General features: G+C 68.4%; 17 protein-coding genes and 1 pseudogene. 8 read left to right on the top strand and 10 right to left on the bottom strand.

Annotated elements, in window-relative coordinates; all coding sequences use genetic code 11:
* Positions 1-9: 9 nt before the first annotated feature.
* Positions 10-2,652 (bottom strand): type II secretion system secretin GspD, encoded by a 2,643-nt coding sequence (gene gspD, locus A6745_RS17270; protein ID WP_066129831.1) that lies wholly within the window; start codon positions 2,650-2,652, stop codon positions 10-12.
* Positions 2,653-2,776: 124 nt separating this feature from the next.
* Between gspD and gspF the strand changes: the two genes are divergently transcribed.
* A complete protein-coding gene (gene gspF, locus A6745_RS17275; RefSeq protein WP_066129834.1) occupies positions 2,777-3,985 on the top strand; it encodes a type II secretion system inner membrane protein GspF in 1,209 nt (402 codons plus the stop codon).
* 182 nt (positions 3,986-4,167) lie between these two features.
* Here gspF and A6745_RS17280 read toward each other — a convergent pair whose 3' ends face one another.
* Together A6745_RS17280 and A6745_RS17285 are read right to left on the bottom strand one after the other, a co-directional pair.
* Positions 4,168-4,506: a P-II family nitrogen regulator gene (locus A6745_RS17280; RefSeq protein WP_066129835.1), complete on the bottom strand. Its 339-nt coding sequence runs from the start codon at positions 4,504-4,506 to the stop codon at positions 4,168-4,170.
* Between the two features lie 99 nt (positions 4,507-4,605).
* Positions 4,606-6,246, bottom strand: coding sequence for an NAD+ synthase (locus A6745_RS17285; RefSeq protein ID WP_066129838.1), 1,641 nt, complete (start codon positions 6,244-6,246; stop codon positions 4,606-4,608).
* Between the two features lie 200 nt (positions 6,247-6,446).
* Between A6745_RS17285 and argH the strand changes: the two genes are divergently transcribed.
* Entirely contained in the window at positions 6,447-7,862 is a 1,416-nt protein-coding gene (gene argH, locus A6745_RS17290; RefSeq protein ID WP_066129841.1) for an argininosuccinate lyase, read from the top strand.
* 94 nt (positions 7,863-7,956) lie between these two features.
* Here argH and A6745_RS17295 read toward each other — a convergent pair whose 3' ends face one another.
* Together A6745_RS17295 and cadR are read right to left on the bottom strand one after the other, a co-directional pair.
* Positions 7,957-8,535 carry a nitroreductase family protein gene (locus A6745_RS17295; protein WP_066129844.1) on the bottom strand — a complete coding sequence of 193 codons (579 nt, stop codon included), beginning with the start codon at positions 8,533-8,535 and terminating at the stop codon, positions 7,957-7,959.
* A gap of 155 nt (positions 8,536-8,690) precedes the next feature.
* On the bottom strand, positions 8,691-9,125 hold the full coding sequence (gene cadR / locus A6745_RS17300; RefSeq protein WP_066129847.1) for a Cd(II)/Pb(II)-responsive transcriptional regulator: 435 nt from the start codon (positions 9,123-9,125) through the stop codon (positions 8,691-8,693).
* 118 nt (positions 9,126-9,243) lie between these two features.
* Here cadR and A6745_RS17305 point away from each other — a divergent pair.
* The 4 genes and pseudogenes from A6745_RS17305 to A6745_RS17320 form a co-directional block, all read left to right on the top strand.
* Positions 9,244-11,706: pseudogene (locus A6745_RS17305) on the top strand (heavy metal translocating P-type ATPase); the annotation flags it as partial.
* A 199-nt stretch (positions 11,707-11,905) separates the two neighbouring features.
* Positions 11,906-12,691 carry an amino acid ABC transporter substrate-binding protein gene (locus A6745_RS17310; RefSeq protein ID WP_066129850.1) on the top strand — a complete coding sequence of 262 codons (786 nt, stop codon included), beginning with the start codon at positions 11,906-11,908 and terminating at the stop codon, positions 12,689-12,691.
* A gap of 46 nt (positions 12,692-12,737) precedes the next feature.
* Positions 12,738-13,418, top strand: coding sequence for an amino acid ABC transporter permease (locus A6745_RS17315; RefSeq protein ID WP_066131327.1), 681 nt, complete (start codon positions 12,738-12,740; stop codon positions 13,416-13,418).
* Complete coding sequence (locus tag A6745_RS17320; RefSeq protein WP_066129853.1) at positions 13,415-14,203, top strand: amino acid ABC transporter ATP-binding protein; 789 nt, start codon at positions 13,415-13,417, stop codon at positions 14,201-14,203. The genes A6745_RS17315 and A6745_RS17320 overlap by 4 nt, the downstream gene beginning before the upstream one ends.
* A gap of 122 nt (positions 14,204-14,325) precedes the next feature.
* Here the strand turns inward: A6745_RS17320 and A6745_RS17325 are convergent, their stop codons facing one another.
* Entirely contained in the window at positions 14,326-14,658 is a 333-nt protein-coding gene (locus tag A6745_RS17325; RefSeq protein ID WP_066129856.1) for a SelT/SelW/SelH family protein, read from the bottom strand.
* Between the two features lie 161 nt (positions 14,659-14,819).
* Here A6745_RS17325 and A6745_RS17330 point away from each other — a divergent pair, with 161 nt between their 5' ends.
* Positions 14,820-15,752, top strand: a complete 933-nt coding sequence (locus A6745_RS17330; protein WP_066131329.1) for a LysR family transcriptional regulator — start codon at positions 14,820-14,822, stop codon at positions 15,750-15,752.
* Here the strand turns inward: A6745_RS17330 and A6745_RS17335 are convergent.
* The 4 genes from A6745_RS17335 to araD all read right to left on the bottom strand — a co-directional run bounded on the left by A6745_RS17335 (position 15,703) and on the right by araD (position 21,070).
* Complete coding sequence (locus A6745_RS17335) at positions 15,703-17,265, bottom strand: EAL domain-containing protein (RefSeq protein WP_066129859.1); 1,563 nt, start codon at positions 17,263-17,265, stop codon at positions 15,703-15,705. The two genes, A6745_RS17330 and A6745_RS17335, sit on opposite strands and share 50 nt — an antisense overlap.
* A gap of 189 nt (positions 17,266-17,454) precedes the next feature.
* Positions 17,455-18,441, bottom strand: a complete 987-nt coding sequence (locus A6745_RS17340) for a Bug family tripartite tricarboxylate transporter substrate binding protein (RefSeq protein WP_066129862.1) — start codon at positions 18,439-18,441, stop codon at positions 17,455-17,457.
* Between the two features lie 122 nt (positions 18,442-18,563).
* Complete coding sequence (locus A6745_RS17345; protein ID WP_066129865.1) at positions 18,564-19,283, bottom strand: ribonuclease activity regulator RraA; 720 nt, start codon at positions 19,281-19,283, stop codon at positions 18,564-18,566.
* Positions 19,284-19,336: 53 nt separating this feature from the next.
* Entirely contained in the window at positions 19,337-21,070 is a 1,734-nt protein-coding gene (gene araD, locus A6745_RS17350; RefSeq protein ID WP_066129867.1) for an L-arabinonate dehydratase, read from the bottom strand.
* 116 nt (positions 21,071-21,186) lie between these two features.
* Here araD and A6745_RS17355 point away from each other — a divergent pair, with 116 nt between their 5' ends.
* A complete protein-coding gene (locus A6745_RS17355; protein ID WP_066129869.1) occupies positions 21,187-21,891 on the top strand; it encodes a GntR family transcriptional regulator in 705 nt (234 codons plus the stop codon).
* Positions 21,892-21,898: the final 7 nt, after the last annotated feature.

The raw sequence follows: 21,898 nt of genomic DNA on the forward strand, positions 1-21,898 counted from the left end.
CTCCCGCCCTTACATGTTCGTCACGAGTTCGGGCTTGAAGCCAAGCTGGCGCAGCAGGTCCAGCGAGGTGTCCACCGTGGTGGCATCGCGCGCCACGGCCGCGCGCACCACCACGCCCAGGCCGCCAGGGCCCACGCGGGAATAGGCATTCAGGCCGCTGATCTGCACGCGCTTGACGATCTGGTCGGCCTCTTCCTGGGTGTTCACCGAGGCGATCTGCAGCGTGGTGGTCGTGGTGTCCGCCTGGCCATAGATGGCCGTCGGGTCGCGCGCCACGCTGACGCCCAGCGGCAGGCTGGCGCGGATGGGCTTGTTCGCCTCGTCCTGGCCGCCCGGCAGCTGCGGCATCTGGCGCACGGCCGTCGACTGCGAGGACATCGGACCCGGACGGCGCATGGTGTCGGCCACGTGCTCGGGACGCATGTCGTACGGGCGCTCGCCCACCACCGGCACGTTGGCCGGCGGCAGTTGCGCGCCCTGCATGTCGGGCAGCAGCCAGTGCTGGCCCGGCTGCGCGTTGCTCTGTGCCCGGCGCATGTAGTCGTAGCGGTCCAGCGTCACGTTGGCGCTGCTGCGCGAATCGCGCAGCACGTAGGGGCGCAGGAACACCATCAGGTTGGTCTTGGTGCGCTGGCGCGAGTCGTACCGGAACAGCGCGCCCAGCAACGGGATGTTGCTCAGGCCGGGCACGTTGTTCGAGGAAATCGTCATGCTGTCCTCCAGCAGGCCGCCCAGCACGATGATCTGGCCGTCGTCGATCAGCACGCTGGTGTCGATCGCGCGCTTGTTGGTGACGATGCCGGTGGTGGCGTTGGAGCGCGCGTCGTCGATGCTGCTGACTTCCTGGTAGATGTCCAGCTTGACCGCGCCGCCTTCGGAAATCTGCGGACGGATGTTCAGCTTCAGGCCGATGTCCTCGCGCTCGACCGTCTGGAAGGGATTGCTGGTGCTGTCGCTGCCCGAGGTGACGTACGACCCGGTGACGAACGGCACGGTCTGGCCAACCAGGATGCTGGCCTGCTCGTTGTCCAACGTCAGCAGGTTCGGCGTGGACAGGATGTTGGCCTGCCCGGAATCCTGCAGCGCGCGGGCCAGCACGCCCAGGTTGATGACCTGGTTGCCCAGCACGTCGACCGTGCCCTTGACCAGCCCCAGGCTCAGGCCGCTGCCCAGCGAGTCCAGCGTGGTGGGGCCCGTGGCGGTGATGCCGCTGCCGCCCAGGTTGGTGCCGCCGATGAAGCTGGTGCGGCCGCTGGACAGGCCGTTGCCGCCGGTCATCCACTGGATGCCGAACTCGGAACTCGAATTGGCGTTGACCTCGACGATCATGCTCTCGACCAGCACCTGCGCGCGGCGCTGGTCGAGCTGGTCGATCACTTCGCGCAGGCTGCGGTACAGCGGCTCGGGCGCGGAGATGATCAGGGTGTTGGTGGAGGGATCGGCCTGGATCACCGCGCCGCCAGCCGCGTAGGACACGGGCTGGGACGCGTCGTTGGGGTCCTCGCGGGAAATCTGCTGCGTGTTGCTGCCCAGGCCGCCGGAATTGCTGCTGCCCAGGCCGCTGCTGGCGTTGTTGCCGCCGAAGCCGCGCGAGCTGCTGCGCGTCGAACCGGAAGACGTGCTGCGGCCGCTCAGGCCGGTGCCCGCGCCGGCCACCGCACCGGCCGCCCCCGGGCCCGACGTGCCGATGCTCTGGGTCTGGCTCTGGCCGTTGAGCAGGCCGCCCAGCACGTGCGCGATGCGCGTGGCCTGCGCATTGCGCAGGTACACCACGTGCAGGTTGCCGGCGTTTTTCTGGCGGGCATCCAGCTTGGCGATCAGGTCGCGCGCCAGGCGCGTGCGCGCCGGGTTGCCCGAACGGATCACGACGCTGTTGCTGCGCGGATCGGCCACGATGGCGATGCGCGAGGCATCCGCGCCCGCGCCGCCCTGGCCAGGGGCGCCCTGCCCGTCCATCAGTTGCGAGGCCAGGGCCGCGATATCGGACGCGATGCCATATTCGATGGGCACCACGTCGGTGTCCATCGACGAGGCCACGTCGATGCGCGCGATCACCTGGGCGATGCGCTCCAGATTGTCGGCGTAATCGGTGATGACCAGGGTGTTGTTGCCCGGATAGGCGTTGATCGGGTTGTTCGGCGGTACCATCGGGCGCAGCACCGGCACCAGATTGGCGGCGTTCTCGTACTTCAGCGAGAACACCCGCGTGACCATCTGGCTGCCGCGGGCGAAATCGTCCATCGACATCGAGCCGCTGGCGCCCCGGCCCGTGCCGGAACCACGCGGCCCGTCGGTCACCACCGGGCTGCCCTGCAGCTTGCCGTCGGCCTCGGGCACCACGCGGGTCACGCCGTCCACGTCGACGATGGCAAAACCCTGCAGCCGCAGCGCGCCGGTCAGCATGGACAGCGCCTGGTCGCGGCTGACGGGCCGCTCCGACACCAGGGTAATCTTGCCCTTGACGCGCGGGTCGACCAGGAAGTTGCGCTGGGTGAATACGGACAGGGCACGCAGGACGGCCGGAATGTCGGTGTCGACGAAATTCAGGCTGACCCGGTTGTCGCTCTGTTGCGCTTGCGCGCTCTGTACCGGCAAGGCGCAACTACTGGCGGCAATGACGGCGGCCAAGCCGAACGACAGGATTTGACGCATGAAAATCTACACCACTGGGCTGGAAAACTTGCCGAGTATACGAGGTGGCAACGAAACACTACAGTCATAATTCGCCTGCATGGTGTGAGCCCAACGCCTCGCACTGAAACCTGATCTTATCGACATGCCCTCTTATCGTTACGAAGCCACCGACGCCCTGGGCAAGATCGTGCACGGCACGATCGAAGCCGAAACCGAGCGCGGGGCCCGCAACCAGTTGCGCAGCCGTGGCCTGCTGCCGCTGTCCACCGCCCCCACGGCGGCCGCCAGCGGCTCCCTGTCCGGCCTGTTCCGCCCGCGCCTGTCGGACGCCGACCTGGCCTGGATGACGCGCCAGCTGTCCAGCCTGCTGGCCGCCAGCCTGCCGCTGGACGCCGCGCTCAGCGCCACGCTGGACCAGTCCGAGAACAAGCACATGGCCGCGCTGCTGGCCGAAGTGCGCGCCGACGTGCGCGCCGGCCATCGCCTGTCGGTCGCACTGGCCTCGCGTCCCCGGGATTTCCCGGAGATCTACCGCGCGCTGGTCGGCGCCGGCGAAGAATCCGGCGACCTGGCACAGGTCATGGACAAGCTGGCCACCTACATCGAAGAACGCAACGCCCTGCGCAGCAAGGTGCTCACGGCCTTCATCTATCCCGCCGTGGTGGCCTGCGTCTCGGTCATCATCGTGATCTTCCTGCTGGGCTACGTGGTGCCGCAGGTGGTCACGGCGTTCAGCCACGCCAAGCAGCAACTGCCGTTGCTCACCCGCATCATGCTGGGCGCCAGCGACTACGTGCGGCAGTGGGGCTGGCTGACGGCCCTTGCCATCGGCTTGCTGGTGGCGCTGTGGCGCTACACCCTGCGGGCGCCCGCGGCGCGCATGGCCTGGCATAGCCGCATGCTGCGGCTGCCGCTGGTCGGACGCTTCGTGCTGGGCGTGGATGCGGCGCGCTTCGCCTCCACGCTGGCCATCCTGACCGGCAGCGGCGTGGCCCTGCTGACCTCGCTGGACGCCGCGCGCCGCACGCTGGGCAACGACCGCCTGCGCGCCGCCGTGGACGACGCCAGCGCCCGGGTGCGTGAAGGGGCCTCGCTGTCGGCCTCGTTGGGGGCGCAGAAGTGCTTTCCCTCGCTGCTGGTGCACCTGATCGCCAGCGGCGAGAAGACGGGCCGGCTGCCCGAATTGCTGGAGCGCGGCGCGAACAATCTGTCGCGCGACCTGGAGCGCCGCGCCATGGCCATGACCGCGCTGCTCGAACCGATGCTGATCGTGGTGATGGGCGGCATCGTGCTGATGATCGTGCTGGCGGTGATGATGCCGATCCTGGAGATGAACCAACTGGTGCGCTGATCGGCGCGCGGGTTGGATCCGCCCGGCGCGGACCATGCAAAAGCCCCTGGCCAGGGGCTTTTTGCTGGCTGACGGCCTGCGGGCGTCAGCGGGGGCTACGGGCGGCGCTCAGCGCGCGCCACCGGACCAGGCAGGGAGGCTGGCGCGTCGGCCTGGCGAAATGGACCTGACGCCGCTTCTTCTTACAGGGCTTCTTCGTCGCTTTCGCCGGTGCGGATGCGGATGGCCTGTTCGACCGGGGTGACGAAGATCTTGCCATCACCGATCTTGCCGGTGCGCGCCACCTTCAGGATGGCGTCGATGGCGGGCTCGACCATTTCGTCGGACAGCACCACGTCGATGCGGATCTTGGGCAGGAAATCGACCACGTATTCGGCGCCGCGGTACAGCTCGGTGTGCCCTTTCTGGCGCCCGAAGCCCTTGACCTCGGCGACCGTCAGGCCGCTGACGCCGACCTCGGCCAGCGCTTCGCGCACTTCGTCGAGTTTGAACGGCTTGATGATGGCGGTGACTTGTTTCACGTGCGTTTTCCCTGGTTTTGCTTGGAGATGATGACTGCGGGGCTGCGGGAGGGGCTGTGGGGGCCGGCGCGCAGGCGCGCCGAATTCAAGACGACAGCGTCAGGACGACAGCGGTTCGCGGAAGCCGTTGGTGACAGGATAGCGCCAATCCCGGCCAAACGCGCGTGGCGTGATGCGCGGCCCCGGGGGAGCCTGGCGGCGCTTGTATTCGTTGATGCGGATCAGCCGCACCACCTGCTCGACCGCGGCAGGCGGATAGCCCGCCGCGACGATGTCGTCAGGAGATTCGTTGTCTTCCAGGTAGCGCGCCATGATGCCGTCCAGCACGTCATAGGGCGGCAGGCTGTCCTGGTCGGTCTGGTCCGGGCGCAGTTCGGCCGACGGCGGACGGGTGATGATGCGTTCCGGAATGATTTCCTGCCGCGTGTTGCGCCATTGCGCCAAGCGGTACACCAGCGTCTTGGGCACGTCCTTGATGACGGCGAAGCCGCCCGCCATGTCGCCGTACAGGGTGCAGTAGCCGGTGCTCATCTCGGACTTGTTGCCGGTGGTCAGCACCAGGCGGCCGGTCTTGTTGGACAGGGCCATCAGCAAGGTGCCGCGCACCCGGGCCTGGATGTTCTCTTCGGTGGCATCCACCGGCAGTCCTTCGAACTGGGCGGCCAGCATCTGCTCGAACGCGCCGATCGCGGGCGCGATGGCGATGTCGTCGTACTTCACGCCCAGGCGCTGCGCCATGTCGGCCGCGTCGATCTGCGAGATGTCGGCCGTGTAGCGCGACGGCATCATCACCGCGCGCACGTTGTCGGCGCCCAGGGCATCGACCGCCACGGCCAGCACCACGGCGGAGTCGATACCGCCCGACAGGCCGATGATGGCGCCGGGGAAGCCGTTCTTGCCCAGGTAGTCGCGCACGCCCAGCACCAGGGCGTTCCAGACCTGCTCTTCCAGGCAATACGGCGCCACGTCGGCCTGGCGCGTGACCGGGCGCACGCCGCCCTTGTCGTCGACCTCGAGCACGTTCACGCCCTCGGTGAAATCGGGCAGGCGCGCGGCGCGCTGGCCGTGGGCGTCGATGGCGAACGAGGCGCCGTCGAAGACCAGTTCATCCTGGCCGCCGACCATGTTGGCGTAGATCACGGCGCAGCCGGTATCGCTCACGCAACGCTCGGCCACGGACTGGCGCAGGACCTGCTTGCCGGTGTTGTACGGCGAGGCGTTGGGAACCAGCAGCACGCGGGCGCCGGCCGCCGCGGCGGCGCGGGGCGCATGCTCGAACCAGATGTCTTCGCAGATGGCGACGCCGAAGGGCACGCCCTTGACGTCGAACACCAGCGGCGCGCCATCGGCGGCGAAATAGCGCTGCTCGTCGAAGACGGCATAGTTGGGCAGTTCGCGCTTGCGGTAGACGCCGATCTCGGACCCGCCGCACAGCACCGTCGCGGCGTTGTACAGGCGGCCATCGCGCCGCTGCACGTGGCCCACCACGACGTGCAGGCCGTCCAGCGCGGACAGGTCGCGGGCCAGCCCGCGCAGGACCTCTTCCTGCTTCTGCACGAAAGAGGGGCGCAGCAACAGGTCTTCGGGCGGGTATCCGGTCAGTACGAGTTCGGGCGTGACCAGCACGTCCGCCCCCTGCTCGCGCGCCACGCGGGCGGCCTTCAGCACTTTGGCGGCATTGCCGGCCAAGTCGCCGACGACGGCGTTGATTTGCGCAATTGCTACCCGGGCGACGCTCATTGGAGGGGTTCCAGAATCCGTGAAGAGAAACGGAAAAAATTATCGCACGGCGCAAGCAGGTGCATGCCCCGCCAGAATCGGCAGGTGCCGGCCCTGCCCTGCCTGAGGTACCGTTACGAGCCTGGCACGGACAGTTTTCCGATCCGCGCACCGCACCGCGCTCAGCGGCGCATCCTCTCGCAGCCTATAATTCCGCCACCATGGCAAATACCCCCTCTTCCTCGCAAGACCAGTTCGCCAACAAGGCGCAAGCCTGGTCCGCCCGGTTCTCCGAACCCGTCTCCGATCTCGTCAAGCGCTACACCGCCTCGGTCGACTTCGACCAGCGCCTGGCCCGCCACGACATCCAAGGCTCCCTGGCCCACGCCGAAATGCTGGCCGCGCAGGGCATCATTCCCTCGCAGGACCTGGCCGACATCCAGCGTGGCATGCAGCAGATCCTGTCCGAGATCGACGCCGGCACCTTCCAATGGCTGCTCGACCTGGAAGACGTCCACCTGAACATCGAAAAGCGCCTGGTCGAGCTGGTCGGCGATGCCGGCAAGCGCCTGCACACCGGCCGTTCGCGCAATGACCAGGTCGCCACCGACATCCGCCTGTGGCTGCGCGATGAAATCGACAACCTGATCGGCCTGCTGCGCCAGCTGCGCCGCGCGCTGGCCACCGTCGCGCTGGAAAACGCCGGCACCATCATGCCGGGCTTCACGCACCTGCAGGTGGCCCAGCCCGTCACCTTCGGCCACCACCTGCTGGCCTACGCCGAGATGTTCGGCCGCGACGCCGAGCGCCTGGCCGACTGCCGCAAGCGCGTCAACCGCCTGCCGCTGGGCGCCGCCGCCCTGGCCGGCACGTCCTACCCCATCGACCGCGAACGCGTCGCCGCCACGCTGGGCTTCGACGGCGTCTGCCGCAACTCGCTGGACGCCGTGTCCGACCGCGACTTCGCCATCGAATTCTGCGCCGCCGCCGCCCTGGTCATGACGCACGTGTCGCGCCTGTCCGAGGAACTGGTGCTGTGGATGAGCCCGCGAGTGGGCTTCATCGACCTGGCCGACCGCTTCTGCACCGGCAGCTCGATCATGCCGCAGAAGAAGAACCCCGACGTGCCCGAACTGGCCCGCGGCAAGACCGGCCGCGTCAACGGCCACCTGGTCGCCCTGCTCACCCTGATGAAAGGCCAGCCCCTGGCCTACAACAAGGACAACCAGGAAGACAAGGAAGGCCTGTTCGACACCGTCGACACGCTGCGCGACACGCTGACCCTGTTCGCCGACATGGCCGGCGGCATCCGCGTCAAGGCCGACAACATGCGCGCCGCCGCGCTGCAGGGCTTCGCCACCGCCACCGACCTGGCCGACTACCTGGTCAAGCGCGGCCTGCCCTTCCGCGATGCCCACGAAGTCGTGGCCCATGCCGTGCGCGACTGCGAGCAGCGCGGCATCGACCTGGCCGACCTGTCCCTGCAGGAGCTGCAGGGCTATCACGCCGCCATCGAGGCCGACATCCACCAGGTGCTGACGCTGGAAGGCTCCGTGGCCGCCCGCAAGCACATCGGCGGCACGGCCCCCGAGCGCGTGCGCGAGGAAGCGCAACGCGTGCTGGCCGAGACGGCCTGATCGCCCCCGCCACCGCACAGGCCTGCCTCGGCGGGTCTGTTCCGGCGCCGATGAGAAAGGGCCGCTCCTTGCAGGACCGGCCTTACGGCCGTCCTTACAGCCCGTTCCACTCCGACACGAACTGCCTGTAATCCGGACGCTGCAACGGCGGCAGTTCCATGGACAGCTTGCCCACGGCCAGAAAGCCCAGGAAACGGTGATCCAGCGCGTCCAGGCCCAGCTTGTCCTGCACCTCTTCCACATAGGTGCCCAGGCCGGTGCTCCAGAATGCCGCGTAGCCCGACATGTGAATGGCATTGAGCAGGTTCATCACCGACGCGCCGGTGGCCAGCAACTGCTCGTGCTCTGGGATCTTGGTGTTGTCGTGGTCGATCTTCTGCGCCACGGCGATCACCAGCGGCACCTGGGCCAGCCACTCGCGTGTGGCTTTCTCTTTTTCCGGCGTCATGCGCGTGTCGCCGCTGCGCTTGACCGCATCCAGCGCCATGTCCGCCAGACGCCCGATGGCCTCGCCGCGGATCAGCACATAGCGCCACGGACGCATCGCGCCATGGTCCGGCGCGGACATGCCGGCCTGCAGGATCTGCGCGAGTTCGGCATCGCTGGGCGCGGGGCCGGTCAGCATCTTGGTGGAACGGCGGGTAAGCAGGGCGTCGATCGGGGTGGCGGTCATTGAATGAGGCGGAAGCTAGTCGAGAAGAATTCTCATCATACGCCAGGCGGACGGCGCGGCGCGCCATGTCCAGGCCCGAAGTGCGGATTTGGCGCGGACGCCATCCCCCCTGCCGAAGCCAGGCGGCGCCGGCGGCACGGCCGGCCCCCTGGGCATCACCCCAGATGGGTATGCCGCTCGGGCCGCTCGCCGGCCTCCATCTCGGCCAGCCCATGAAGGATGCCGCAGTCCTCGGTATCCTCATGCGCCGACCGGCACCGCTGCCGCAACTCGGTCAACTGCCCTCGCAACTGGGTAAGCTCGGCGATGCGCGCGTCCACATGGGCAATATGTTCATCGAACAGGTCGTTGATCGGCGCGCATCCCGACTCATCGTTGTCCGCCAGGGCCAGGATGGCGCGGATTTCTTCCTGCGTCATGTCCAGCGCGCGGCAGTTGCGGATCAGCTTCAGCCGTTCCAGATGAGGCTGCCCGTAAGTCCGGTAGTTGTTCAAGCCCCGGTCCGGCGCGGGCAGCAGACCCTCTTTCTCGTAATAGCGCACCGTTTCCACGGTGGTGCCGGCCGCCTTGGCCAATTCACCGATCTTCATGGCGGGTCTCCTGGAGACGTCGAAGCCGTTGTTCACCTGTTGACCCTATAGTAACTCCAGGGTGTGGAATGCGGTCAATCGCTGACACTCCGGGCCTGCCGCCCGACCGGAAAACACCATGTCCCGCCACACTCCGACCTCTGAAGACACGCTTTCGTCTTCCGCCTCGCCAGGCACCGGCCATGACGCGTGCCGCGGCGGGCAGGCGCAGGCAGGTCCGCGGATCATCAAACGCCTCAACACCGAACACGCCGCCTCAAGAAATCGCCGTCACGATGAGGCAGACAAACGGATCGCACACGGCCAGGACGCCGAGCACAGCCGGCAACGGCCAGGGCAACCGGAAGGCCATGCCCACGCGGCCAAGGCCGAAGACCATTCCTGCTGCGGCCGCGCCCACGCCTGCGGTGACGACGCCGCCTCGCCCGCCTCCCGCCCGGCATCCCCCACCCTGCAGGCCGGCCCCGGCCAGCGCGTCGCGCGCCTGCGCATCGGCCAGATGGACTGCCCCACCGAGGAAACGCTGATCCGCCGCAAGCTCGGCAACCTGCCTGAAGTCCACGCGCTGGACTTCAACCTGATGCAGCGCATCCTCACCGTCGTGCACGCCGAGGGCGCGCTGGACAAGGTGACCGCGGCCATCCGCTCGCTGGACATGACGCCCGAGCCCCTGCGGGACGACGCTGCCGCCACCACGGCGCCGCCAGCGCCCGGCCGGGGCTGGCGCATGCTGGCCGCCGCGGGCGTGCTGGCGGCCGCCGCCGAGGCCGCGCACTTCGCCGCCCTGCCGCTTGCCGTCACGGCCGTGCTGGCGGTGCTGTCCATCCTGGCCTGCGGCATCTCCACGTACCGCAAGGGCTGGATCGCCGTGCGCAACCGCAATCTCAACATCAATGCCCTGATGAGCATCGCCGTCACCGGCGCCGTGCTGATCGGCCAATGGCCCGAAGCCGCCATGGTGATGTTCCTGTTCAACGTGGCGGAACTGATCGAGGCGCGCGCGCTGGACCGCGCCCGCAATGCCGTGCGCGGCCTGATGGACCTGGCGCCCCAGACCGCCACGGCCCGCCAGCCCGACGGCGGCTGGGCCGAGATCCCGGCCGCGCGGTTGCAGTCCGGCGACGTCGTGCGCGTGCGCCCCGGCGAGCGCATCGCCGCCGACGGCGAGGTCTCCGAAGGCCGCTCGGCCGTGGACCAATCGCCCATCACCGGTGAAAGCCTGCCCGTGGACAAGGGGCCGGGCGACCCGGTCTACGCCGGCACGGTCAATGCCTCCGGCAGTTTCGAATACCGCGTCACGGCCGCGGCCGGCAACACCACGCTGGACCGCATCATCCACGCCGTCGAACAGGCCCAGGGCGCGCGCGCGCCGACCCAGCGTTTCATCGACCGTTTCTCGCGCATCTACACGCCCGCCGTGGTCGGCCTGGCGGTGCTGGTGGCCGTCGTGCCGCCATTGCTGCTGGACCACGCCTGGCTGGCTTCCATCTACCAGGCGCTGGCGCTGCTGATCATCGCCTGCCCCTGCGCGCTGGTCATCTCCACGCCGGTCAGCGTGGTCAGCGGGCTGACGGCCGCCGCGCGGCGCGGCATCCTGATCAAGGGCGGCGTCTATCTGGAAGAAGGCCGCAAGCTGGCCTGGCTGGCCCTGGACAAGACCGGCACGCTGACCCGCGGCGCGCCCGAACAGACCGATCTCGTGACGCTGCGGACCGCCAGCGCCGCCGGCACGCCCGCCCTGCGGGCCGCCGTCAGCCTGGCCTCGCGTTCCGATCACCCCGTGTCCCGGGCGCTGGCCCAGGCGGCGGATGCGCCCCATCCGCTGCAGGTGGAGGACTTCACCGCCCTGCCCGGGCGCGGCGTCAGCGGCCGCATCGGCGCCGAGACCTTCCATCTGGGCAATCGCCGCCTGCTGCGCGAACTGGGCGCGGACCATGCCGACGTGCAGGCGCGCATCGACGCCCTGGAAAGCCAGGGCAAGACCACCGTGGCCCTGGCCTGCGGCGGACAGGTGCTGCTGCTGGCCGCGGTGGCCGACACGCTGCGCCCCGGCAGCGCCGACGCCATCGCCGATCTGCACCGGTTGGGCGTGCGCACCCTGATGCTCAGCGGCGACAATGCCCGCAGCGCGCGCGCCGTGGCCGACGAGGCGGGCATCGACGAGGCGCGCGGCGAACTGCTGCCCGAGGACAAGCTGGCCGCCATCGAGGGCAAGCTGAACCCGGCTGGCGCGGTCGGTATGGTGGGCGACGGCATCAACGACGCCCCGGCGCTGGCGCGCGCCGACATCGGCTTCGCCATGGGCGCGGCTGGTACGGGCACCGCCATCGAGACCGCCGACGTCGCCCTGATGGACGACGACCTGCGCAAGATCGGCACCTTCGTGCGCCTGTCGCGCGCCACGCATCGGGTGCTGATGCAGAACATCGCGCTGGCGCTGGGCATCAAGGCCCTGTTCCTGCTGCTGGCCCTGACCGGCCAGGCCACGCTCTGGATGGCGGTGTTCGCCGACGTGGGCGCGGCGCTGCTGGTGGTGGCGAACGGACTGCGCCTGTTGCGGGCAGGCGGCCCGCGCGCGGCGCCCCGCCCAAAAGACCCGCAACGCCGGCCGCGGGCCGCCGCTACCCGGCACGGCACGGATGCAGGCTCCGAAAACTCGTTCCCCGCCAAATAACCAAAAGTCATCATTTCATCCACACTTATTCTTTGTAGAAAAATGAAGCCCTGGTTACAGTGAGCACCCTATCCCCGTCCTGTGAACGTCCACGCGGAGCTCCAAGATGAAATTCTCTTTCCGTACCTTGCTCGTTGCCGGTGTGATGCAGTTGGCCGCCCTGGGCGCCGCGCATGCCCAGTCCGAACTGGACGCCATCAAGAAAGCCGGCGCCATCAAGATCGGCACCGAGGGCACCTATGCCCCCTTCACCTTCCATGACGCCTCGGGCCTGACCGGCTTCGACGTCGAGATCGGCCGCGCCATCGCCAAGCAACTGGGCGTGAAGGCCGAATTCGTCGAAGGCAAGTGGGACGGCCTGATCGCCGGCCTGGACGCCAGGCGCTACGACGTGGTCATCAACCAGGTCGGCATCACCGAGGCCCGCCAGGCCAAGTACGACTTCTCCGATCCCTACATCTCGTCGCCGGCCGCGCTGGTCGTGCGCAACGACAACAAGGACATCAAGACTTTCGCCGACCTCAAGGGCAAGCGCTCGGCCAATACGCTGACCAGCAACTTCGGCAAGCTGGCACAGAGCTACGGCGCCGAGATCGTGCCGGTGCAGGGCTTCAACGAATCCGTCGACCTGCTGCTGTCGCGCCGCGTGGACGCCACCGTCAACGACAAGCTGTCCTTCCTCGACTTCAAGAAGCAGAAGCCCAACGCGCCGCTGGTCGCGGTGGCCTTCGCCGACGGCCGCGACCTGAACTCGTCGGGCGTGCTGCTGCGCAAGAACAATCCCGAACTGCGCGACGCCATCAACAAGGCGCTGTCCGCCATCAAGGCCGATGGCACCTACAAGAAGATCTCCGAGAAGTACTTCGGCGCCGACCTGTCGGCCGCCCAGTGACACGTAACCAGGCCACTCATCGATGATCTCCGAGTACGCCTCGCTGCTGCCCCCATGGCTGCGGCTGATGGCCGAGTCGTTCTGGCCGCTGCTGCACGCGGGCCTGACGTTCACCGTGCCATTGACCCTGCTGTCCTTTGCCGCGGGACTGGCGCTGGCCTTCGTGGTGGCGCTGATACGGCTGTTCGGGCCGGCGCCGCTGGTGGCGCTGGTGCGCTTCTACGTCTGGTTGATCCGCGGCACGCCGCTGCTGGTGCAGTTGTTCGTGATCTTCTACGGCCTGCCCAGCGCGGGCATCGTGCTGGATCCGCTGCTGGCCGCCACGATCGGCTTCACGCTGAACGTGGGCGCCTACAACTCGGAGGTCATCCGCGCGGCCATCGAGTCCATCTCGAAAGGCCAATGGGAGGCCGCCTATTCGTTGAGCATGACGCGCGGCCAGGCCATGCGCCGCACCATCCTGCCGCAGGCGGCCCGCGTGGCGGTGCCGCCGCTGTCGAACTCGTTCATCTCGCTGGTGAAGGACACTTCGCTGGCCGCGGTGATCACCGTGCCCGAGATCTTCCAGGCGGCCCAGCGCATCGCGGCGGTCACCTATGAACCGCTGATCCTGTACGTGGAAGCGGCCATCATCTACCTGGCTTTCTGCTCGGTGCTGTCGGCCCTGCAGACCCGCCTGGAACGGCGCTACGGCCAGCACGCGGCCTTTTCGGGGAACCTGCGATGATCCGGCTGGAAGGCATCACCAAGACGTTCGACGGCAACCGCGTGCTGCACGGCGTGGACGTCGCCATCGCCGAAGGCAGCGTCACCGCGCTGATCGGCCCGTCGGGCAGCGGCAAGAGCACGCTGCTGCGTTGCGTGAACCTGCTGGAAGTACCCGAGGCCGGCACACTGACGCTGGGCGAGGAAACCCTGCGCTTCAGCGCGGAGCGTCCGTCCGGCATCGCCGTGCAGCGCATCCGCCGCCAGACCGGCATGGTGTTCCAGAACTTCCAGTTGTTTCCGCACCAGACGGCGGTGGCCAACGTGATGGAAGGCCTGGTCACCGTGCAGAAGTGGGACAAGTCCCGCGCCCGTGAGCGCGCCCTGGAACTGCTGGACAAGGTGGGCCTGGCCGCCAAGGCCGATGCCTGGCCCGCCACGCTGTCCGGCGGCCAGCAGCAGCGCGTGGCGATCGCCCGCGCGCTGGCGCCCTCGCCCGGCGTGCTGCTGTGCGACGAGCCGACCTCCGCGCTGGATCCTTCCCTGGCCGGCGAGGTGGTGGACGTGCTGCGACGCCTGGCCGCCGAAGGCATGACCATGCTGATGGCCACCCACGACCTGCGCCTGGCCGCGGCCATCGCCAACCAGGTGATCTACCTGGAAGCCGGCCAGGTGGTCGAATCGGGCGCGCCACGCCAGTTGTTCACCCAGCCCGCCGATCCGCGCACCGCGGCGTTCGTGTCCACGTTGACCCAGAGCAGCCTGCCCGAGGAATGGTCGCAGCCGGCGCAGGGCCGTTCGGTGTGAAAGGTTCTGCCTGAAAAGCTCGGCCTGAAAGGTTCGCCCTGAAAGGTTCGACGGACAGGCTCGGCCTGAAAGGCTCGGCCTGAAAGGCTCGGCCGAAAGGCCGCGCCCGGCGCGCGGACGAATCAGCCGCCCGCCTGCTCGTCCGTTTTCCCGCGGTCGATGTGCCCCAGATTCCGGCCCGGATCAAGGTGGTCGCGCACACGCTGCTTGAGCACCTTGGCATCGGGGAAACCGCCGTCCGTCACCCGGTCCCAGATCAGGTGGCCGTCGTAGTGGATGCGGAACACGCCGCCCGTGCCCGGCACCAGGGCCACCTCGCCCAGGTCGGTCGAGAACGTGGACAGCAGTTCCTGCGCCATCCACGCCGCGCGCAGCAGCCACTGGCATTGGGTGCAGAATTGTATGGATATACGCGGGCCGGCGGCGGCCGGCGTGGAAGAAACGGCAGTATTCATAAGGTTCCGGCCGCATGGCGGCAAATGGATCCAGGCGGACGAGCCCGGGCACAGAGGCATTCGATCGGACTGCCCGGGTCGGCCAGATGCCATGGCCCATCCCCGCACGCCCCGGCATGCGGCGCGATCCCGGCCGATTTTGCCATGCTACGCTGCCCGCCATGCGCTTCGACCTGACCGACCTGCGGCTGTGCCTGGACGTCCAGGAGACCGGCACCATCACCGCTGCCGCCGCGCGCTCGCACATGACGCTGGCGGCGGCCAGCGAACGCATCCGAGGCATGGAAGACGCGCTGGGCGTGCCCTTGATGACGCGCAACCGGCGCGGCGTCACTCTCACGCCCGCCGGCCGCACGCTGGCGCATCATGCGCGCACGGTCCTGCTGCAGATGGACCGCCTGCGCGGCGACCTGCAACAGTACGGCCACGGCCTGAAGGGACTCGTGCGCCTGCAATGCAATACCTCGGCGCTCAGCGAATACCTGCCCGAGGCGCTGGCCGCCTTCCTGGCGCGCCATCCGGCCATTTCGATCGACCTGGAGGAACGCGTCAGCCGCGACATCGCCGACGCCCTGCGCGCCGGCCTGTGCGACCTGGGCGTGATCGCCGACACCGCCGACCTGTCCGGCCTGCAGATCCACCCTTACCGCCCGGACCCCCTGACCCTGATCGTGCCGCGCGGCCACGAACTGGCGGCGCGGACGCGCGTCAACCTGGCCGAGGTGGCGCACCTGGATTTCGTCGGGCTGGAAGAAAGCAGCGCGCTTCAATCGCACGTTGCCGGCCATGCGCGGCGGGCCGGCAAGCCGCTGGCGTACCGCATCCGCCTGCGCAGCCTCGAAGCGGTGTGCCGCATGGTGGGCCAGGGTATCGGCATCGGCGTGGTGCCCCAGGCGGCGGCGCTGCGCTACGGCCGCGCCGCCGGCATCCGCCGCGTGGCGCTGGCCGACACGTGGGCCCATCGCTCGCTGGTGCTGGGGGTGCGCGATGACGACGATCTGCCCGGCTACATCCGCGAACTGATGCTGCACATCCTGGCCGGCCCTAGTCCGAAGCCCGCTCGCCACCGTTGCGCCGATCGTAGAAGTCGATGAACTCCTTGGGCGCCAGGGCCTTGGCGTACAGCCAGCCCTGCGCGTAGTCGACCCCCGCCTCGCGCAGATAGGCCTCTTGCTCGACCGTCTCGACGCCCTCGGCGACGATGCGCAGCCGCAGGCCCTGCGCCATTTCGATGATGTGCGGCGTGACCACGCTGGTGGCGGCTTCCTTGCCGATGGCGTCCACGAACGTCTTGTCGATCTTCAGCGTGTCCAGCGGCAGTTGCTCCAGCATCGACAGGCTGGAATAGCCCGTGCCGAAATCGTCGATGGCGACCACGTGCCCCGCCGCGCGCGCCGACTCGATCGTCTTGCGCGCCGCCTTGGCATGCATGAAACCGCGCTCGGTGGCTTCCAGCCAGATCTGTTCGGGGTCGATGCCGTAGCGGTGCAGCGTGCGGGCCAGCACCGGCAGGAAGCGTCCGCTCTCGATGTCGCTGGACGAGATGTTGATCGAGATGTGCATGCCCGGTTCTTGCGCCAGCGTCCTGGCCAGGTCCTGCGCCACACGTTCGATCACCAGGTCGGTGATGCGCGCGATCAGGCCCACCTGCTCGGCCATCGGAATGAAGACGTTCGGCGGCACCATGCTGCCATCGGGCTTCTGCCAGCGCACCAGCGCCTCGCCGCCCACGCACAAACCGCTGGAAAGCTCGATGATGGGCTGGTAGTGCGCCACGAATTCGCGCTTCTTGATGGCGATGGCCAGTTCGCCGCGCGTCGACAGGCGCTGCCGCGACATCCACAGCACCAGCGCCAGCAGCGCCCCGGAAGCCAGCAAGCCGACGGGCACCAATGTCCACAACTCGTTGTCCAGGCGCCGCTGGATGGCCGAACGCTCGGAGATCGCGAACACGGTCAGGCCGCGGCTGGTCTCGCTGGCGTACAGGTGATGGGCGTCCATGCCGCTGCCCGGATGCGCCAGCAATCGGCTGACCAGGTCGGGATCCGCCTCGCCGGAAAGGGCGATCAGCTTGCCGTTCTCGGTGGCGATGCCCAGCGTCATGTGCGTGTCGCGCAGCACGTCGACCAATTGCTGCGGCCGGATCAGCACATTGTGGCTGCCCTTGCTGAGCGCCAGCATCGGCCCCGCCTGGGACACCAGGGCATCGTGGCCCACGTGCAGGCCGAATCCGCCGGGCAGCGTGGCATCGACCGTGCCGAACGGGATGCGCTGCATCACCACGCCCCAACTGGTGCAGGCCAGCAGGTCGTTCTGGAAAAAGCCGACTTCGGCGATGTAGGCGGACGCGACGGCGAGCTGCCGCATGCGGCCGATGTGCTCGGGCGAGCACTCCGACCAGTGCTCTTTCTCGATTGCTTCGAGCAGGTCGCGCCCTTGGCCCAGATTGGCGTCGGCCCGCCGCGCGGTCCAGGACGCGTACTCGGACAGGTGGCGCAATTCGGCTTCGGTGGCGCGCATCCGGGAGAATTGCACCGCGGCGACCAATGGAAGGATCGCCGCGCAGACGGCCAGGCACCCCGCGACGATGAATACCTTTCGGCGCATGCGGGAAGGGCTCCGGATACAGGCATGCAGCGCATGGGCCGGCAACCTAGCGCCGATGCGGGTTACCGGGATGAGCGCAAATCGTAACGGGTGATGACGGCGCGGGCAATGGGCAGAAACACTGGGCATGCAACGCTTGCCCGCGTCATGCCCAGGTCACAAACATGGCCTAGGCACCCGATCCGCCGGTCAATCCACGCTGGCGCCCGACTGCTTCACCACTTCCGCCCAGCGCGGAATCTCGGCGGCCATCAGGTCACGCAACTTGTCGGGCGTGCCGCCCACCAGTTCCATGCCCATGGTCTTGCCCAGCTTCTCCTGCACGTCGGGCTCTTTCAGGATCGCCGCGATCTCGCGCGACAGGCGGTCGACGATGGGCTTGGGCGTGCCCTTGGGCGCATACACGGCCTGCCACGACGCCACGTCGAAGCCCGGCACGCCCGCCTCCGCCAGCGTCGGCGTCCCGGGCGAGAGCTTGATGCGGTTCTTCGTGGTCACCGCCAGCAGCTTCAGCTTGCCGGTCTGCAGCAGCGGCAGCGCGGCCGTCATCTGGTCGAACATGAACGTGACGGCGCCGGACGACACGTCCACCATGGCGGGCGGCGTGCCCTTGTACGGCACGTGCGTCAGCGGCACGCCGATCATGCCGGCGAACAGTTCGCCCGTCAGGTGCGTGGACGTTCCCGCGCCCGAAGACGCGAAGGTGCGCTTGGCCGGATCGCGCTTGAGCAGGGCGATCAGGTCGGCCACCGAATTCACGCCCAGATTGGGATCGACCAGCAGCACGTTGGGCAGCGTGGCCACCAGCGAGACGGGCTCGAAGTCCTTCACGGGGTCGTACTTCAGGTTCTTGTACAGGCTGGCGTTGATGGCGTGCGTGCTGATGGTGCCGCCGAACAGGGTATAGCCGTCGGGCGTGGCCTTGGCCACATAGGCCGCGCCGATGCCGCCGGCCGCGCCGGGCTTGTTCTCGACCACGACGTTCTGGTGCAGGCGCTCGCCCAGCTTCTGGGCGATGACGCGGCCGACCACGTCGGTCGAGCCGCCCACGGTGAAAGGCACGACGTAGCTGATGGGTTTCTGGGTGGGCCAGTCGGCGGCCTGGGCGGACAGCGCGGGCGCGCACAGGGCGGCCGCCAGTACGCCGGCCATCAGGATGCGGCGGGTGGGTTGCATGGTTTGTCTCCGGTTTTATATAGGTAGGCGTGGCCGGCCGATCCGGCGCGTCGCCGTCCGGTACTGCCGCGAAGCTCTCCGTGTGGCGGGCCGGCCGCCCGCCACACGGATCCATCACGTCCTCAGCGCCCCTGCTGCGCGCGCCATGCCGCGAATCGGTCGCGGGTGCCCGGATCGGTGGGCGGATACAGGCCCAGCACCGAGGCGCCCTGCTGCACTTCATGGGTAACGAAGTCCTCGAAAGCGGTCATCTCCACGGCCTCCACCGCGATCTCATCCGCGATCGCGGCGGGAATCACGACCACGCCCTCGCCGTCGCCCACCACCACGTCGCCCGGAAACACCGCCACGTCGCCGCAGGCGATGGGCAGGTTCATGTCCATGGCCTGGTGCAGCGTCAGGTTGGTCGGAGCCGAGGGGCGGTTGTGATAAGCGGGAATCCGCAGGGTGGCGATTTCGGGCGAATCACGAAAGCCGCCGTCGGTCACCACGCCGGCCACGCCGCGTTTCATCAGGCGCGTGACCAGGATGCCGCCGGCCGACGCGGCCCGCGCGTCCTTGCGGCTGTCGATGACCAGCACGGCGCCCTCCGGGCAGGTCTCGACGGCCACCCGCTGCGGATGCGCGCGGTCCTCGAACACCTTGATGGTGTTCAGGTCTTCGCGCGCCGGGATGTAGCGCAGCGTGAAGGCCGGCCCCACCATGTTGGGCAGCGAACGGTTCAGCGGATGCACGTCCTGGATGAACTGGTTGCGCAGGCCGCGCTTGAACAGCGCGGTGCAGAGCGTGGCGGTGCTGACGCCCAGCAGCCGGGCGCGGGTTTCGGGGTTGAGCTGGGACACGGTGTCTCCGGGGATGCGAAGCGGCGCGGCCCCGTGGGCCCGCGCCGCGGGGATCAGAAAATCGAGGGTTCGGGCACGGGCGCGCCGAAGCCGGTTTCAAGGAAATCGAAGTCGCAGCCGTCGTTGGCCTGCAGGATGTGCTGGCTGTACATCCATCCGTAGCCGCGTTCGTAGCGGCGCGGCGGCGGCGTCCAGGCCGCGCGGCGGGCCGCCAGTTCCTCGTCGCTGACGTTCAGGTGGATGCGGCGCGCCGGCACGTCGACGGTGATGAGGTCGCCCGTGCGCACCAGCGCCAGCGGGCCGCCCACGTACGATTCGGGCGCGGCGTGCAGGATGCAGGCGCCGTAGCTGGTGCCGCTCATGCGGGCATCGGACAGCCGCAGCATGTCGCGCACGCCCTGCCTGACCAGCTTGGTCGGGATGGGCAGCATGCCCCATTCGGGCATGCCCGGCCCGCCCTGCGGCCCGGCGTTGCGCAGGATCATGATGTGGTCGGCGGTGACGTCCAGGTTCTCGTCGTCCACCGCGGCCTTCATGCTGGGATAGTCGTCGAACACCAGGGCCGGCCCCGTGTGTTGCAGATACCGCGGCGCGCAGGCGCTGGGCTTGATCACGCAGCCATCCGGCGCCAGGTTGCCGCGCAGCACCGCCAGCGCGCCCTCGTCATAGATGGCGTTGTCCAGCGGGCGGATCACGTCGTCGTTGTAGACCTCCGCGCCCTGGATGTTCTCGCCCAGCGTGCGACCGGTGACCGTCATGGCCGACAGGTCAAGGTGCTTGCCGGCCAGGCGTGTCATCAGGCCGGGCAGCCCGCCCGCATAGAAGAAATCTTCCATCAGGTACGTGCTGCCGCTGGGACGGATGTTGGCGATCACCGGCACCTTGCGGCTGGCGGCGTCGAAGTCGTCCAGGCCGACCGCGCAGCCGGCGCGGCGCGACATGGCCACCAGGTGCACGATGGCGTTGGTCGAACAGCCCATGGCCATGGCGACGTTGATGGCATTGTGGAACGAGGCCGGCGTCAGGATGCGCTGCGGCGTCAGGTCTTCCCACACCATCTGCACGGCGCGCCGGCCGCATTCGGCCGACATGCGCATGTGATTGACGTCGGCGGCCGGAATGGACGAGGCGCCCGGCAGCGTCATGCCGATGGCTTCGGCGATGGCGGTCATGGTGCTGGCCGTGCCCATCGTCATGCAGGTGCCGTAGCTGCGCGCGATGCCGCCCTCGACCTCCGTCCACTGCTCGGTGGTGAGGTTGCCGGCGCGGCGCTCGTCCCACAGCTTCCAGGCATCCGATCCCGAACCCAGGATCTTGCCCTTCCAGTTGCCGCGCAGCATGGGGCCGGCGGGCACGTACACGCACGGCAGGTTGGCGCTGATGGCGCCCATGATCAGGCCCGGCGTGGTCTTGTCGCAGCCGCCCATCAGCACCGCGCCGTCCACCGGGTGGCTGCGCAGCAGTTCCTCGGTCTCCATGGCCAGGAAGTTCCGGTACAACATGGTGGTGGGCTTGACCATGGACTCGGACACGGAAATGGCCGGCAGTTCCACCGGGAATCCCCCTGCCTGGAACACGCCGCGCTTGACGTCTTCCACGCGCTGCTTGAAATGGCTGTGGCAGGGGTTGAGGTCGGACCAGGTGTTGATGATCGCGATGACCGGCCGTCCGGCCCAGTCCTGCGGCCCATACCCCATCTGCATCATGCGCGAGCGGTGGCCGAAGGATCGAAGGTCGTCATGGGCCATCCAGCGGGCGCTGCGCAGGTCTTCGTAGGAACGGGTCATGGCGGAAGCGGGGGGGGGTTGGTCATCGATGCGGAAGATTGAAACACTAATATATTAGTACGTCAATCCGAATCCGCCTCGGTACAATCCGGGCATTCATCGCCCTGCCCTTGCCCATGACCTTGCTGGACTCCCTGCCCGCCGACCTGCGCCTCGATCGCTCGCGCCATGCCGCCCCGCAGGTGTTCGAAAAGCTGCGCGACCTGATCATGTCGCTGGAGCTGGCGCCCGGCACGGTGCTGTCGCGCGGCGAGTTGGCCGATGCGTTCGGCCTGAGCCAGACTCCCATCCGCGACGCCCTGAGCCAACTGCGCGACGAAGGCCTGGTCGACATCTTTCCGCAGCACACCACCGCCGTCAGCCGCATCGACATCGCGGCGGCGCGCCAGGCGCATTTCCTGCGCCGTTCGCTGGAACTGGAGATCGTGCATCAGTTGGCCAGTCAGGCCGATGCCGCCCTGATCGACCGCCTGCAGGCCCATATCGACGTGCAGCGCGCCAACCTGGGCCCCGAGCGCTACCAGCGCTTCATCGCGGCCGACCAGGCCTTTCACCGCGAAATGCACGACGCGGCCGGCGTGGGCCATCTATGGGAACTGGAGCAGCGCCACAGCGGCCACGTCGACCGGCTGCGCCGCCTCCACCTGCCGGAAGCCGGCAAGGCCGACCGCATCCTGCGCGACCACCAGCGCATCGTGAATGCCATCGCGGCGCAGGACGTGGCGGGCGCGCAGCAGGCGCTGCGCGAACATCTGTCGGGAACCCTGAGCCAGGTCGACGAGATCTGCCGGCGTTATCCGGATTACGTCGTGCCGGCCTGAGACCACC

Source organism: Bordetella ansorpii (genome assembly GCF_900078705.1).
Taxonomy (GTDB): domain Bacteria; phylum Pseudomonadota; class Gammaproteobacteria; order Burkholderiales; family Burkholderiaceae_B; genus Bordetella; species Bordetella ansorpii_A.

Coding starts and splice junctions, on each gene's coding strand:
- gspD (WP_066129831.1), bottom strand. CDS start 2,652: ATGCGTCAAATCCTGTCGTTCGGCTTGGCCGCCGTCATTGCCGCCAGT.
- gspF (WP_066129834.1), top strand. CDS start 2,777: ATGCCCTCTTATCGTTACGAAGCCACCGACGCCCTGGGCAAGATCGTG.
- A6745_RS17285 (WP_066129838.1), bottom strand. CDS start 6,246: ATGAGCGTCGCCCGGGTAGCAATTGCGCAAATCAACGCCGTCGTCGGC.
- argH (WP_066129841.1), top strand. CDS start 6,447: ATGGCAAATACCCCCTCTTCCTCGCAAGACCAGTTCGCCAACAAGGCG.
- A6745_RS17295 (WP_066129844.1), bottom strand. CDS start 8,535: ATGACCGCCACCCCGATCGACGCCCTGCTTACCCGCCGTTCCACCAAG.
- cadR (WP_066129847.1), bottom strand. CDS start 9,125: ATGAAGATCGGTGAATTGGCCAAGGCGGCCGGCACCACCGTGGAAACG.
- A6745_RS17310 (WP_066129850.1), top strand. CDS start 11,906: ATGAAATTCTCTTTCCGTACCTTGCTCGTTGCCGGTGTGATGCAGTTG.
- A6745_RS17320 (WP_066129853.1), top strand. CDS start 13,415: ATGATCCGGCTGGAAGGCATCACCAAGACGTTCGACGGCAACCGCGTG.
- A6745_RS17325 (WP_066129856.1), bottom strand. CDS start 14,658: ATGAATACTGCCGTTTCTTCCACGCCGGCCGCCGCCGGCCCGCGTATA.
- A6745_RS17330 (WP_066131329.1), top strand. CDS start 14,820: ATGCGCTTCGACCTGACCGACCTGCGGCTGTGCCTGGACGTCCAGGAG.
- A6745_RS17335 (WP_066129859.1), bottom strand. CDS start 17,265: ATGCGCCGAAAGGTATTCATCGTCGCGGGGTGCCTGGCCGTCTGCGCG.
- A6745_RS17340 (WP_066129862.1), bottom strand. CDS start 18,441: ATGCAACCCACCCGCCGCATCCTGATGGCCGGCGTACTGGCGGCCGCC.
- araD (WP_066129867.1), bottom strand. CDS start 21,070: ATGACCCGTTCCTACGAAGACCTGCGCAGCGCCCGCTGGATGGCCCAT.
- A6745_RS17355 (WP_066129869.1), top strand. CDS start 21,187: ATGACCTTGCTGGACTCCCTGCCCGCCGACCTGCGCCTCGATCGCTCG.